The 13,141-nt window shown below is 68.2% G+C and carries 14 protein-coding genes; 12 read left to right on the top strand and 2 right to left on the bottom strand.

Going from position 1 to position 13,141, the window contains the following annotated elements; translation table 11 throughout:
• The 8 genes from AC1DOM_RS02745 to AC1DOM_RS02780 are packed head-to-tail and all read left to right on the top strand — an operon-like array spanning window position 1 to window position 6,716.
• Window positions 1-156 carry a cbb3-type cytochrome oxidase subunit 3 gene (locus AC1DOM_RS02745; RefSeq protein ID WP_498959967.1) on the top strand — a complete coding sequence of 52 codons (156 nt, stop codon included), beginning with the start codon at window positions 1-3 and terminating at the stop codon, window positions 154-156.
• Window positions 153-1,097: a cytochrome-c oxidase, cbb3-type subunit III gene (gene ccoP, locus AC1DOM_RS02750; RefSeq protein WP_498959968.1), complete on the top strand. Its 945-nt coding sequence runs from the start codon at window positions 153-155 to the stop codon at window positions 1,095-1,097. Before AC1DOM_RS02745 ends, ccoP begins: the two co-directional genes overlap by 4 nt.
• A complete protein-coding gene (locus AC1DOM_RS02755) occupies window positions 1,094-1,378 on the top strand; it encodes a hypothetical protein (RefSeq protein WP_498959970.1) in 285 nt (94 codons plus the stop codon). The genes ccoP and AC1DOM_RS02755 overlap by 4 nt, the downstream gene beginning before the upstream one ends.
• A gap of 3 nt (window positions 1,379-1,381) precedes the next feature.
• Entirely contained in the window at window positions 1,382-2,929 is a 1,548-nt protein-coding gene (locus AC1DOM_RS02760; RefSeq protein WP_498959972.1) for a 4Fe-4S dicluster domain-containing protein, read from the top strand.
• A complete protein-coding gene (locus AC1DOM_RS02765) occupies window positions 2,926-3,426 on the top strand; it encodes a FixH family protein (RefSeq protein ID WP_498959974.1) in 501 nt (166 codons plus the stop codon). The genes AC1DOM_RS02760 and AC1DOM_RS02765 overlap by 4 nt, the downstream gene beginning before the upstream one ends.
• Window positions 3,423-5,831, top strand: a complete 2,409-nt coding sequence (locus AC1DOM_RS02770; protein ID WP_498959976.1) for a heavy metal translocating P-type ATPase — start codon at window positions 3,423-3,425, stop codon at window positions 5,829-5,831. The genes AC1DOM_RS02765 and AC1DOM_RS02770 overlap by 4 nt, the downstream gene beginning before the upstream one ends.
• Window positions 5,828-6,007, top strand: a complete 180-nt coding sequence (gene ccoS, locus AC1DOM_RS02775) for a cbb3-type cytochrome oxidase assembly protein CcoS (RefSeq protein WP_498959978.1) — start codon at window positions 5,828-5,830, stop codon at window positions 6,005-6,007. The genes AC1DOM_RS02770 and ccoS overlap by 4 nt, the downstream gene beginning before the upstream one ends.
• Window positions 5,997-6,716, top strand: a complete 720-nt coding sequence (locus AC1DOM_RS02780; protein WP_498959980.1) for a sulfite exporter TauE/SafE family protein — start codon at window positions 5,997-5,999, stop codon at window positions 6,714-6,716. The genes ccoS and AC1DOM_RS02780 overlap by 11 nt, the downstream gene beginning before the upstream one ends.
• Here AC1DOM_RS02780 and fnr read toward each other — a convergent pair whose 3' ends face one another.
• Window positions 6,717-7,475 carry a fumarate/nitrate reduction transcriptional regulator Fnr gene (gene fnr / locus AC1DOM_RS02785; RefSeq protein WP_498959982.1) on the bottom strand — a complete coding sequence of 253 codons (759 nt, stop codon included), beginning with the start codon at window positions 7,473-7,475 and terminating at the stop codon, window positions 6,717-6,719. It lies immediately after the preceding gene.
• A 58-nt stretch (window positions 7,476-7,533) separates the two neighbouring features.
• Complete coding sequence (locus tag AC1DOM_RS02790) at window positions 7,534-8,187, bottom strand: alternative oxidase (protein WP_498959984.1); 654 nt, start codon at window positions 8,185-8,187, stop codon at window positions 7,534-7,536.
• 188 nt (window positions 8,188-8,375) lie between these two features.
• Here AC1DOM_RS02790 and AC1DOM_RS02795 point away from each other — a divergent pair, with 188 nt between their 5' ends.
• The 4 genes from AC1DOM_RS02795 to AC1DOM_RS02810 all read left to right on the top strand — a co-directional run bounded on the left by AC1DOM_RS02795 (window position 8,376) and on the right by AC1DOM_RS02810 (window position 13,140).
• Window positions 8,376-8,612: a hypothetical protein gene (locus AC1DOM_RS02795; RefSeq protein WP_498959986.1), complete on the top strand. Its 237-nt coding sequence runs from the start codon at window positions 8,376-8,378 to the stop codon at window positions 8,610-8,612.
• 10 nt (window positions 8,613-8,622) lie between these two features.
• Complete coding sequence (gene hemN, locus AC1DOM_RS02800) at window positions 8,623-10,020, top strand: oxygen-independent coproporphyrinogen III oxidase (RefSeq protein ID WP_498959988.1); 1,398 nt, start codon at window positions 8,623-8,625, stop codon at window positions 10,018-10,020.
• Between the two features lie 22 nt (window positions 10,021-10,042).
• Window positions 10,043-10,795, top strand: coding sequence for a helix-turn-helix domain-containing protein (locus AC1DOM_RS02805; RefSeq protein WP_498959990.1), 753 nt, complete (start codon window positions 10,043-10,045; stop codon window positions 10,793-10,795).
• Window positions 10,796-10,860: 65 nt separating this feature from the next.
• Window positions 10,861-13,140 (top strand): nitric-oxide reductase large subunit, encoded by a 2,280-nt coding sequence (locus AC1DOM_RS02810; protein WP_498959992.1) that lies wholly within the window; start codon window positions 10,861-10,863, stop codon window positions 13,138-13,140.
• Window position 13,141 lies beyond the last annotated feature (1 nt).

The raw sequence follows: 13,141 nt of genomic DNA on the forward strand, positions 1-13,141 counted from the left end.
ATGGTCGCCGGCATCGTGACTGCGGTGTTGTTGGCGGTGTTCGTCGCCGGATGGGCGTGGGCGTGGAGCCCGCGCCGCCGCGAAGCCTTCGATCGCGCCGCGCGCGTTCCGCTGCGCGAAGACGTCGACGACGAAGAGCAGGAGGGCACGCCATGATGACCGCGAGTTGGTCCTGGTACGTCATCGCGATCGTCGTGCTCAACATCGTCGGTTGCGGCTGGCTGTTGTGGTGGACGGCGAAGCGCCGCCCGGGCGATCCGAAACCGGAAGACACCAGCCACTACTGGGACGACGGCACCATCACCGAATACAACAAGCCGCTGCCCAAGTGKTGGATCAACCTGTTCTGGATCACGATCGCTTTCAGCGTCGGTTACCTGTTGTGGTTCCCGGGGCTCGGTGCGAGCGCCGGTCACGGCAAGTGGACGTCGCAAAAGGAACTGGCGGTCGACCAGGCGGCCGCCAATGCGCGCCTGGAAGAAACCTTCGCGCCGTATCGCGGCAAATCCATCGACGTGCTCGCCGCCGATCCCGCCGCGCGCCGGCTCGGTCGCTCGATCTTCAGCAACACCTGCGCGACCTGCCACGGTTCGTCGGCGCAGGGCGCGGTCGGCTACCCGAACCTCACCGACCACATCTGGCATTGGGGCGGAACGCCCGATCGCATCCTGCAGACCGTGCTCGACGGCCGCGAAGGCGTGATGCCCGAATGGGGCAAGGTCCTCACCGGGCTTGGTGGCCCGCATGCGGTGAGCGACGTCATCGCGTACGTGCGCGCGCTGCCCGACCCGGCCACGCGCATGCAGAACAATTACGGCGCCGCGCAGGGCAAGGCCTTGTTCGAATCGGTGTGCTCCGATTGCCACGGCATGAATGGCAAGGGCAAGACCGACATCGGCGCGCCCGACCTGACGGACAACTATTGGTTGTACGGCGACGACAGCGCGACGCTGCAGGCGACCATCGCAAACGGCCGCCACGGCAGCATGCCTGCCCATCGTGCATTGCTCGGCGAAACGCGTGCCCGCCTGGTGGCCGCGTACGTGTGGTCGCTGTCGCATCCCGAACCGGCGGCGGCCGTGGGCGCGCAGCAATGAACGCCGCGGTCGATCAAGCGCCTCGCCCGCTCGCGCAGCGCATCGGCGCGATCGCGTGGCCGAGTTTCTTCGCCGCCGGTATCGCGACGATGGTGTTCTTCGCGTTCGTCGATCCGATGGCCTTGCGCGACATCACTTTCCCCGGCGTCGCCGTCGGACGCGAACTCGGTTACACGATCGGCTTCTTCCTGTTCTGGGCGGCCACCGCTTCCTCGAGCCTGTTCACCTGGTGGTTGTTGCGGCCCGGTCGCCGCTTCAACCGCCCGCTGCCGGGGCCCTGAGCCATGTCGAAGTCGATCGACGCGGCACTCGTCGAAGAGGCGGGGACCTTTTACGTCAGCGAGCGCAAGGTGTATCCGCGCGAAGTCTCCGGGCGCTTCGCGCGCCTGCGCATCCTCGCGGTGGTGTGGCTGCTCGGCATGTTCTACGGCTTTCCGTGGTTGCGCTGGGGTGGGCGGCAAGCGGTGTTGTTCGATCTGCCGGCGCGCAAGTTCCACGTGTTCGGCTTGACGTTCTGGCCGCAGGATTTCCTGTTCCTCGCGTTGTTGCTGATCGTCGCGGCCATCGGCCTGTTCTTCTTCACCGCGATCGCCGGGCGCCTGTGGTGCGGCTACGCGTGTCCGCAAACGGTGTGGACCGAAGCGTTCCTGTGGATCGAGCAACGCTTCGAAGGCGATCGCGGCGCGCGCATGAAACTCGATGCCGCGCCGATGTCGATGAACAAGCTCCTGCGCAAGGGCGGCAAGCACGTGGCGTGGGTGCTCTTCGCGCTGTGGACGGGCTTCACCTTCGTCGGATTCTTCACGCCGATCCGCGTCCTCGCCGCGAACGCGGTGCCGTTCGCGTGGGGCGGCTGGGAGACATTCTGGGTGTTGTTCTATGCTTTCGCGACCTGGGGCAACGCGGGTTTCCTGCGCGAGCAGGTGTGCAAGTACATGTGCCCGTACGCGCGTTTCCAGAGCGCGATGTTCGACCGCGACACGCTGCTGATCGCCTACGACCCGATGCGCGGCGAACCCCGCGGCCCGCGACGCCGTGGCCTGGGCAGCGTGCTCGAACGCGCGCGCGGTTTGTTGCCATTGGGCGTCGCCACCGATTACGTGCGCCGCGCGGCGCTCTTTCCCAGCGCGGCGACAGCCAGCCTGCATGCGTCCGGCACCATCACCTTCGACGCGGGCCCGGTCGAACCGATGCCGAAATTCGAGCCGGTGGAACTGGGCGATTGCATCGACTGCACGATGTGCGTGCAGGTCTGCCCGACCGGCATCGACATCCGCAACGGCCTGCAATACGAGTGCATCGCCTGCGGCGCATGCGTGGACGCGTGCGACGAGGTGATGGACAAGATGGGCTTTCCGCACGGCCTGATCCGCTACACCACGCAGCACGCGGTGGACGGCAAGCGCACGCGCCTGCTGCGCACGCGCGTGTTCGTGTACGGCGGCATCCTGGCAGCAGTGTGCATCGCCTTCGTCGCGGGCATCGCGATGCGCGCGCCGTTCACGGTCGAGGCGCTGCGCGATCGCAACACGCTGTATCGCACGACCGCCGCCGGCATCGAGAACGGCTACACGCTGAAGATCGCGAACAAGCGCGACGAGCCGCGTCGCTTCGCGATCACGCTCTCCTCCGACACGCGCGGACTGGCCATGCGGCGCGCGCCCACCCTCACCATTCCCGCCGGCGAAGTCGCGTCCGTGCCGGTCACCGTTTATGCGTCGACGCCTGTGTCGGGGCGACGCGACGTGCACTTCGAAGTGTCCGCACTCGATGGCGATCCGCGTAGGACACAGACAGTAGACAGCACGTTTTTCGGACCGGTTTCGCGATGAGACGTCCTCCGCCCTCCGCGTGGCGCCAGCCGCTGGTGTGGTTGGTGTTCTCGCTGCCGGCGATGTCGGTGGTCGCCGGTTTCGCGCTGCTCTGGTTCGCCGAAGGGCCGATCGATGCGGTGGCCGACCCCGTCCGGAGCACCGCGCAGGTGCAGGACACCGACCTCACGCCCGACATCGAAGCGCGCCGCATGGGATTGACGGCCCGCATCCACCGCGTCGGCCTGGTGCTCGACGTCGTGCCCGCGGGCGAAGGATTCGATCGGCAGACGCCGCTGGAACTGGTGCTGCGCCACCCGGTGCTCGCTTCGCTGGACCGGCGCGTCGTGCTCGCGCCCTCCGTTTCGGGTTGGAGCGGGCGCATCGGCGGATTCGACGACGCGCACGACTGGGTCCTGGAACTGGCGCCGCCCGATCGTCGCTGGCGGCTGCGCGGGCGATGGCAGGCGCATGCGGCACAGGCGGAAGTCGGCCCGGCCCTGGCCCACGCGCAATGAACGCCGTCGTTGTCGATGACCTTCCTGCAAGCCTCGACACCGCCTGCTTCCACTGCCGCGAGCCGCTCCCGGCGCACGCACCGCGCCTGACGCTCGAAGGCGTCGAACGCGGCTTCTGCTGCGAGGGATGCGCCGCCGCCGCGCAATGGATCCGGGATGCACGACTGGGCGACTACTACCGCCTGCGCAGCGAAGCCGCCGGGCGCGTCAATCCGAACGACGACGACCTCGCCTGCTGGGATCGCGAAGACCTGCTCGCCGGCCACGCGCGCGCCATCCCCGGCGGACGCGAGCTCGTGTTGCTCACCGACGGCATGCGCTGCGCCGCATGCGCGTGGTTGATCGATCGCGCGTTGCGTCGCGAGGTCGGCGTCCTGGACGTCTCCGCCAATGCGGTGACCGGGCGCATCCGCATCGCGTGGGATCCTGCGCGCACGGCCTTGTCGACGCCCTTGCGTCGATTGCAGTCGCTCGGGTATCGCCCGAGCCTGGCGACCGGCATCGATCGCGAACGCGCGCGCGTGGCCGAACGCAATCGCGCGCTACTGCGCCTCGGCGTCGCGGGACTGGGCGCGGTGCAGGCGATGATGTTCACCGAAGCCTTGTACCTGGATACCGCTGGCGCGATGTCGCATCCGATGCGCGACTTCCTGCGGTGGGTCGCCTTCCTGATCGCAACGCCGGTCGCGTTCTGGTCGGGCTGGACCTTCCTGGCCGGATGCGTGCGAGAGTTGCGCGGGCGGCGCCTCGGCGCAGACACGCTGGTCGCGACCTCCGTGCTGCTGGCGTATTTCGCGAGTCTCTACGCGACCCTCGTCGGTGGTCCGCATGTCTGGTACGACGCGGCGGTGATGTTCGTCTTCCTGCTGCTCGCCGCGCGCATGTTGGAACAGCGGGCGCGCGCGCTGGCAAGCGCCCGCGTGGATGCGTTGGCGCGTGCGCGTCCGGCCTTCGCCGTGCGCGAGCGCGATGGCCGGCGCGAAACCATTCCGCTGCAGGCGCTGCAACCGGGCGACATCGCGTGCGTCGCCGCGGGTGCGGGCGTGCCGGCCGATGGCGTGTTGCTCGATGCGCAGGCCTGGTTCGAGGAGTCGCTGTTGACCGGGGAGTCGACGCCGGTGCGCAAGCGCGAAGGCGATCCGGTGTTCGCGGGCACCGCATGTCGCGAAGTGCCGGCGCGCCTGCGCGTGGCATCGACCGGCACGGCGACGCGCCTGTCGCAACTCGCGGCGTTGGTCGAACGGGCGCAGGCGCATCGGCCGGCGATCGCGCGCACCGCCGATCGCGTCGCGATGGCGTTCGTCCTGGCGCTGCTCGCGATTGCCGTGTTGGTGTATCTCGCCTGGCGCGCGCATGCACCGGATCGTGCGTTGGACGTCGTACTCGCGTTGCTGGTGATCAGTTGCCCGTGCGCCTTGTCGCTGGCGATTCCCGCCGCGCTTGCGGCCTCCAACGGCGCGCTCGCGCGCATGGGCGTGTTGCCTGTCGGCGCCGATGCGCTCGATCGTCTCGCGCGCGTCACCGACGTGGTCTTCGACAAGACGGGGACGCTCGGCGATGCCGTGCCCGCGTTGGCGAAGGTGGAAACGTTCGACGGGATGTCGCGCGAGCAGGCGCTGCGCATCGCATCGGCGCTCGAACGCGACAGCCAACATCCGCTTGCGTCGACCTTCGCGCCTTACCACGACACAGACGGTGTCGTCGAAGCCACGCGCAGCGTGCCGGGGCAGGGTGTGCAGGGCCGCGTCGATGGCGTCGAATGGCGCCTTGGCCATGCGCCCTTCGCCAGCGGCGGCGCCGACGACGGCGCGCTGTGGCTCGGCGATGGCGCGCGTGCAGTCGCTCGCTTCGAAATCCGCGAGCAGCCACGCGCCGATGCCGCGGAAACGCTCGACGCGGTGCGTGCGCAGGGTTTGGTCGTCCATTTGTGCAGCGGCGACGGGCATGCGGCCGTGTCGCGATTCGCGCAAGCGCTGCACTTCGACGATGTCCGCGCCCGCCAATCGCCGGAGGACAAGCTCGCCTGTGTACGTGCGTTGCAGTCGCAAGGACGCAGTGTCGCGATGGTCGGCGACGGTCTGAACGACGCGCCCGTGCTCGCGGGCGCCGACGTGTCCATCGCGGTCGCCGATGGCGCGGCCCTCGCGCAACGCGCAGCCGATCTCGTTCTCGCCACGCCCGCGCTGCATCGCATTCCCGATGCGATCGCGCTCGCACGCGATACGCGCCGTGTCATCCGGCAGAACCTGGCGTGGGCGATCGGCTGGAACCTGGTGGCCTTGCCCATCGCAGCGCTCGGGCTGGTCACACCGTGGATCGCCGCGCTCGGCATGGCGCTGTCCTCGCTCACCGTCACGCTCAATGCGTTGCGCCTGGCGCGCGAACGCAAGGCGGTGCGCGCATGAACATCCTCCTGCTGCTGGTCCCGCTTGCGTTGATGCTGTTGGTGGTGGCGATCCTCGCCTTCGCCTGGGCCGTGCGCGGCGGGCAATTCGAAGATCTCGAAACGCCGGCGCTCTCGATCCTCGCCGACGATGAGGACGCACCACCGCCGTCGCAGGAAAAACGCAATGACGCTTGACTGGCTCGTCTTGGGCGGTGCCTTGCTCACCGGCCTGCTCGGCGGTGCGCATTGCGCAGTGATGTGCGGCGGCATCGCCACGGGACTGTCGGTCGGGCAGCGCACGGGATGGTGGATCGCGGCGCAACCCAATCTCGGGCGTATCGCGGGCTACACGATCGCCGGTGCGTTGGCGGGCGGCATCGGCCAGGCGGTGCTCGGTGTCGCGCGACTGCCGTGGTTGATCGTGGCCTCGCGTGCGGCCGTGGGCATCGTGCTGGTCCTCGCCGCGTTGCGTTTGCTCGATCGCAGTGGACGCTTTGCGTTCCTGACGATTCCGGGCGCAAGCCTCTGGCAACGCCTGCGGCCCTTGCAGCGTCGCCTGTTGCCCGCCGACACCACGGGCAAGCGCATCGGGCTCGGCGTGCTCTGGGGCTGGATGCCGTGCGGGCTCAGTACGCAGCTGCTCGTCGCGGCGTGGTTGCAGGCGAGCGCGTGGCATGGCGCGCTGACGATGCTCGCGTTCGGCCTCGCGACTTTGCCCGTCATGTTGCCGCTCACATGGGCGGGCGCGCGCTTCGGTCAACGCCTGCAACGCGGCGGTTGGCGCGTCGCGTCGGCGATGGTGGTGTTGTTCGCGGGATTGGCAACGCTGGCCGGCCCCTGGTTGGTGCAGGTGCCCGCGTTGCACGGCGCGCTCGAAGCGCTGGGGTGCCGCAGCCTGGCGTGATCAGCCGAGGGCGCGGGTGCGCGGCTGCGTGCTTTCGGGATGGTGCGCGAGGCGGTCGAGTTCGACGCGGTCGAGGATTTCCACGCGACGCCCGTCGACCGCGATGACGCCGTCTTCCTGCAATCGCGTGAAGCCGCGGCTGACCGTTTCGAGCGCGAGCCCGAGGAAACGCGCGATGTCCTCGCGGCTCATCGGCAAGCGGAATTGCGCGTCGGCCTGGCCGATGTGGCGGAAGCGTTCGGCCATGCCATGCAGGAACAACGCGATGCGTTCGGAGGCCTGGCGGCGCGACAGCATGTCGAGATGATCCTGGTCGCGGCCCACGCTGCGCCCGATCACGCGCAGCAGTTGGTGCTGCAATCCCGGCACCTGCGCGGCGATCTCGGCGAGCCGGTCGAAGGGCACTTCGCACACGTTCGCGGTGGTCAGCGCGATGGCATCGCAGCGATGGACGTCGGCGCCGAGTGCGTCCAGGCCGATCAACTCGCCCGGCAGATGGAAGCCGACGACGCGTTCCTCGCCCTCTTCGCTGATCGCCACCGTCTTGAAGGCGCCATCGCGCGCCACGTAGACCGCTTCGAGCGCATCGCCCATGCGGAACAGGGATTGCCCGCGCGCGATGGGCCGACTGCGGCGCACGATCGAATCCAGTTGCCGCAGGCCGTCCACGCCGATGCCCGCGGGGAGGCACAACTGCTGCAGCGAGCAGTGCGCGCAACCCTTGCGGAGCGTCTGGAGGTCGAGGACGGGCGTGCTCACGGACGCATTGTAACGGCCCGAGCCCCTGGGCCGCCGGATGGGTGGAAAACGCGGCGCGTCAGCGTGCGCGCAAATCGTCGGCGAAGCCGTGGTTCACGTCGCGATGGCCGGCCTCGTCCGCACGGACCGCCAGCACGACATCGCGCAGGCGCGCATCGTCGGCGAGTTGCCAGTAGTCGCGTGCGATCTTCGGCGCGGGCACGTTGTCGACCCGTCCGGCGTCGATCTCCTGCAGGTACTGGCTGTAGCTGACGACCGCCTGTTCCTCGAAGTAGCCGACCAGGCGATGCGCGGTGCGCGCCGAGAACACATACAGCAACAGGAAGAAGGTGAAGAACGCCGCCTGCGCGACGAGCACGAGTGCGCGTTCGATCCAGCTCGGGCGCGCGATCTCGATGAAGGTCATCAAGTGCATGCGCTCGTTCTCCGCTTCTTCCATCAAGGCGCGGATCCAGCCGTGGTCGTGCCGCATCCAGCGCAGGCAGCGCAGGTGGATCAGCGCGGCGCCGACCAGGCCCGGCACGGCGGCGACGGTTTCCAGCACGATCGCGCGATTGCCGTAGCGCTTGGCGAAAAAGGTATCGGCGAGGAACCGCAGGCCGCGCGTGATGCCGTAGGCCACGCGGTCGGAGAGATCGCGGACCGGCGCGTGGACGGTGGTATCGATGATGGCGGGGGTGGCGACGACCGGGGTGATGAGCGTGGCGTTCATGGGGGGCTCTGTCTTCTCGTCTCTTGTCCGTTGGCGTGATGCTGCGCCGCGCCATCACAAACCTCCTTGACCAGGATCAAGCGCGCCGCGAGCAAGCTGAAGCGTTCACCGCAACTGATTGATCCGGATCAATGCACCCGCGCCGCCGGGACGCAAGGATGGCGACACACCCCCGCGGAGGCCTGACCATGCAATACCTCGTTGCCGCGACCGGCGGCGTCGCCAGCGTCGAATCGATCGCCGATCGCCTCATTCACATGGATCCCGCCGCCCTGGTCGACATCGATCCGACCGGCCGCCTGCGGATCGCCACGGTGCTGCCCGACGCCGAAGTGCTGCTCGCGCTCGGCCTGGCGGGCCTGTTCGTCGCCGCCGGCGACCTGGAACGACAGCCGTCGGAGTGTTGCGGCGGCTGTGGCGGCTGAGAAACCAACCATGGACACCAAGCTCGCGTTCGATCCCGACCTGCTGCGGCGCCACGACCGCCCGGGCCCGCGCTACACCTCGTATCCGACCGCACCGCAGTTCCACGCGGGCTTCGGCGAGCTCCAGCTGCGCGAAGCGGCCGCCTCGAGCAACGGCGATCCGATCCCGCGCCGCCTGTCCCTGTACGTGCACGTGCCCTTCTGCGAAAGCCCGTGCTTCTACTGCGGCTGCAATCGCGTGATCACGCGCGACAAGGCGCGCGGCGATGCGTACCTGGCGCGGCTGTTCCGTGAGATCGACTTGGCTTCGCAACTCTTCGACCGCGATCGCGAAGTGATCCAGGTGCACTTCGGCGGCGGCACGCCGAATTTCCTCTCGCCGATCCAGTTGCGCGAAACGCTGGACACCATCGCGCGTCACTTCCGCATCGCCGATGCGCACGACCGCGACATCTCCATCGAGCTCGATCCGCGCCACGTCGATGCGAACGACATCGCGGCGCTCGCGCAGTGCGGTTTCAACCGCGCCAGCCTGGGCGTGCAGGATTTCGACCACGACGTCCAAGTGGCGGTCAACCGTGTGCAGAGCATCGCGCAGACGCGCGCGGTGGTGGATGCGTGCCGCGCGCACGGCTTCCGGTCGGTCAACATCGATCTCATCTACGGCCTGCCGAAGCAGACCGTGGCCGGCTTCGATCGCACGCTCGACACGGTGGCGGAAATGCGCCCGGATCGCGTCGCCGTCTACGGTTACGCGCACTTGCCGACGCTGTTCAAGGCGCAACGGCGGATCCTCGCCGAGGACCTGCCCGACGCCGAGCGTCGCCTCGAAATCCTGCAGCACGCGATCGCGCGCCTCACGCGCGAGGGCTACGTCTACATCGGCATGGACCACTTCGCGCTGCCCGACGACGACCTGGCCACGGCGCAGGCGCGCGGTGGGCTGCATCGCAATTTCATGGGTTACACCACGCACGCCGACAGCGACCTGATCGGCGTGGGCGTCAGCGCGATCAGCCACGTCGGCCCGAGCTTCAGCCAGAGCGCGCGCGACCTGCCTACCTGGGAGGCGATGATCGACAGCGGCCGCCTGCCCGTGTTCCGCGGCATGCGCCTGACCGAAGACGACCAACTGCGCGCCGACCTCATCCAACGCCTGATGTGCCAGGGCGAAGTGCCCATCGACGCCCTCGAACGCCGCTACGACATCGTTTTTTCGACGTATTTCGCCGAGGCGCTCGCGCGGCTCGCGCCGCTGGTGGCCGACGGGCTGGTGCGGATCGAGCCGCTGCGCATCGCGGTCACTGCGCGGGGGCGCCTGCTGCTGCGCAACGTCGCGATGTGTTTCGACCGATATCTCGACGCGCCCGGCGAGGTGGTGGCGCCCCGGTTCTCGCGCGCGATCTGATCGCGTACTACCATCGCACGCGATGCGGCCGATCGCCTTCCCGCGCCAGGATGCCCGCACGCTGTCGGACGACGGCGATGCGCTGCGTTTCTGTTCGACCTGCGCGTTTTCGCAGGCGTGCATGGACCAGGGCATGGACAAGGCCGCGCTGGCCGACCTGCACGTGCTGGTGGAACACATCGGTCCCTTCGCCGCGGGCGACCACATCTTCCGCGAAGGCGACCCCTTCGATGCGATCGCCGCGGTGCGCGCGGGGACCGTCAAGACCTACATCGTCGACCGCGACGGGCACGAGCATGTGTTGGGGTTCCACCTGCCCGGGGAAATCATCGGGCTGGATGCGATCGACGTCGAACACTATCCCTGCAACGCCGTCGCGCTCGACACGGTGATGCTCTGCCGCTTCTCGTTCCCGAAGATGGCCGTGCTCGCCGCGCGCCTGCCCGGATTGCAACGGCAACTGTTCCGCCTGCTCAGCCGCGACATCGGGCGCGCCGCGTTGCTGGCCGGCGATTGGTCGGCCGACCAACGCATGGCCGCGTTCCTGGTGGGCATGTCGCGGCGCCTGTCCGCGCGCGGGTTCTCGCCGAACCGCTTCCAGTTGACGATGCCGCGCACCGACATCGCCAACTACCTGCGCCTGGCCCCCGAAACGGTGAGCCGCGTGTTGAAGCGGTTCCAGCAGGAAGCGCTCGTGCGCGTGGAAGGGCGGGGGCTGGAAATCATCGACGCACAGGCCCTGCACGCGCTGGCCGCGCCCGTGCTGCGCGATTGACCTGAATCAAGGCGTCGCGCGCGCCCCGCGCGCAGCATTCCTCCCGAAGACACAGGGAGGAGCGCATGAACACCACACGCAGGCTTTGGCTCGGGCTGGCGGCGTTGCTGATCGCATCGTTCGCCGTGCTGCTCTGGGCCGGGGGCGAAATCTTTCGCGCGGCGCCGCCGATTCCGGAGCGCGTCGTTTCGGAAACGGGGCAATTGGTCTACACGCGCGCGGACATCGAGCGCGGACGCCAGGTCTGGCAATCGATGGGCGGCATGCAACTCGGTTCGATCTGGGGGCACGGTGCGTATGTCGCGCCCGACTGGAGCGCAGATTGGCTGCATCGCGAAGCGGTCGCGGTGCTGGATGCGTGGGCGCGGCAGGAAGACAGCCCGTCGTACGCGGCATTGTCGATCGAACGCCAGGGCGCGTTGCGCGCGCGCCTGCAGGGCATGTTCCGCACCAACGGCTACGACGCACGGACCGGCACGATCGTGTTGCCGCGCGATCGCGTCGTGGCGCTGTCGAATGTCGCGGCGCATTACGAAAGTCTGTTCGGCAACGACCCGGCGACGGCAAACCTGCGCGAAGCCTATGCGATGAAGGAATCCACGGTGCCGGACGCGACGCACCGTCGCGCGCTCACCGCATTCTTCTGGTGGACCGCCTGGGCGGCGGGCACGCAACGGCCCGACGCAGAAGTCACCTACACCAACAACTGGCCGAGCGAACCCCTGGTCGGGAATACGCCGCCGCCCTCGTTGTGGGCGTGGTCGGTGTTCAGCGTGTTGTTCCTGATCGCCGGCATCGGCCTGCTCGGATGGCATCACGCGCGGACGCATGCGCGCGGTGAAGCGCCGCATACGCTTCCGGCCACCGATCCGATGGCCACGCTGCGCATCACGCCTTCGATGCGCGCCACCGCAAAATACTTCTGGGTGGTGCTCGCCCTGTTCCTCGTCCAGATCGGACTGGGCGCGATGACCGCGCATTACCAGGTCGAAGGGCAACACGCCTACGGCTTCGACCTCTCCGCGATCCTGCCGTATTCGATCACGCGTACGTGGCACACGCAGTTGGCCGTGTTGTGGATCGCCGTCGCATGGCTTGGCACCGGTTTGTATATCGCACCGGCGATGTCGGGGCACGAACCGAAGTACCAACGCCTGGGCGTCAACGTGCTCTGGGGCTGCCTGTTGGTCATCGTGATCGGCTCGTTCGCGGGCCAGTGGCTTGCGGTCATGCAGAAACTCGGGCTCGCGCACAACTTCTGGTGGGGACACCAGGGGTGGGAATACGCGGACATGGGGCGCTTCTGGCAATGGTTCCTCTTCGCCGGACTGCTGATCTGGCTCACGCTGGTCGGCCGCGCGTTGTGGCCCGTGCTGCGTGGGCCCGCGACGGAGACCAAGGGCATCATCGCGCTGCTGTTCCTGTCCACGGTCTGCATCGGTCTGTTCTTCGGCGCGGCGCTGATGTGGGGCGAGCACACGCACCTGTCGGAAGTGGAGTATTGGCGCTGGTGGCTCGTGCACCTGTGGGTGGAGGGCTTCTTCGAAGTGTTCGCCACCGCGGTGATGGCCTTGATCTTCACGCGCCTGGGATTGCTGCAGGCGAAGACGGCGACGATCGCGGTGCTGTTCGCGACGATCGTGTTCATGGCCGGCGGCGTGCTCGGCACCTTGCATCATCTCTACTTCGTCGGCACGCCGACCGCGGTGGTGGCACTGGGTGCGAGCTTCAGCGCGCTGGAAGTCGTGCCGCTGGCCTACATCGGCTTCGAGGCCTACCACACCTACACACTCGGTCGTGCCACGCCGTGGATGGCGCGCTATCGCTGGCCGATCCTGTTCTTCATCGCGGTCTCGTTCTGGAACCTGGTGGGTGCGGGCCTGTTCGGCTTCCTCATCAACCCGCCGGTCTCGCTGTACTACATGCAGGGCCTGAACCTCACGCCGCTGCACGGCCACACCGCGTTGTTCGGCGTGTACGGGATGCTGGGCATCGCGCTGCTGTTGTTCTGCCTGCGCGGCCTGCGCGGGCAGATGCACTGGGACGTGCGTCCGCTGAAGGTGGCGTTCTGGTGCTTCAACATCGGACTGTCGATGATGGCGCTGTTCACCCTGTTGCCGCTGGGCATCATGCAGTTGCTGGCGACGATCCAGCACGGCTACGCGTATGCGCGCTCGGCGGAATTCATGCAGCGGCCGATCGTCGACCTGCTGGTGTGGATGCGCGTGCCCGGCGACACGGTGTTCAGCGTCGGCGCGCTCGCGTTGTGCTGGTTCGTGTTCCGCCTGTGGGTGCTGCCGCGCCGCGAAACCACCGCTGCCGCGATCGCCGGGACGGAGCGCTGAG

This window comes from Lysobacter sp. P5_B12, assembly GCF_056400425.1.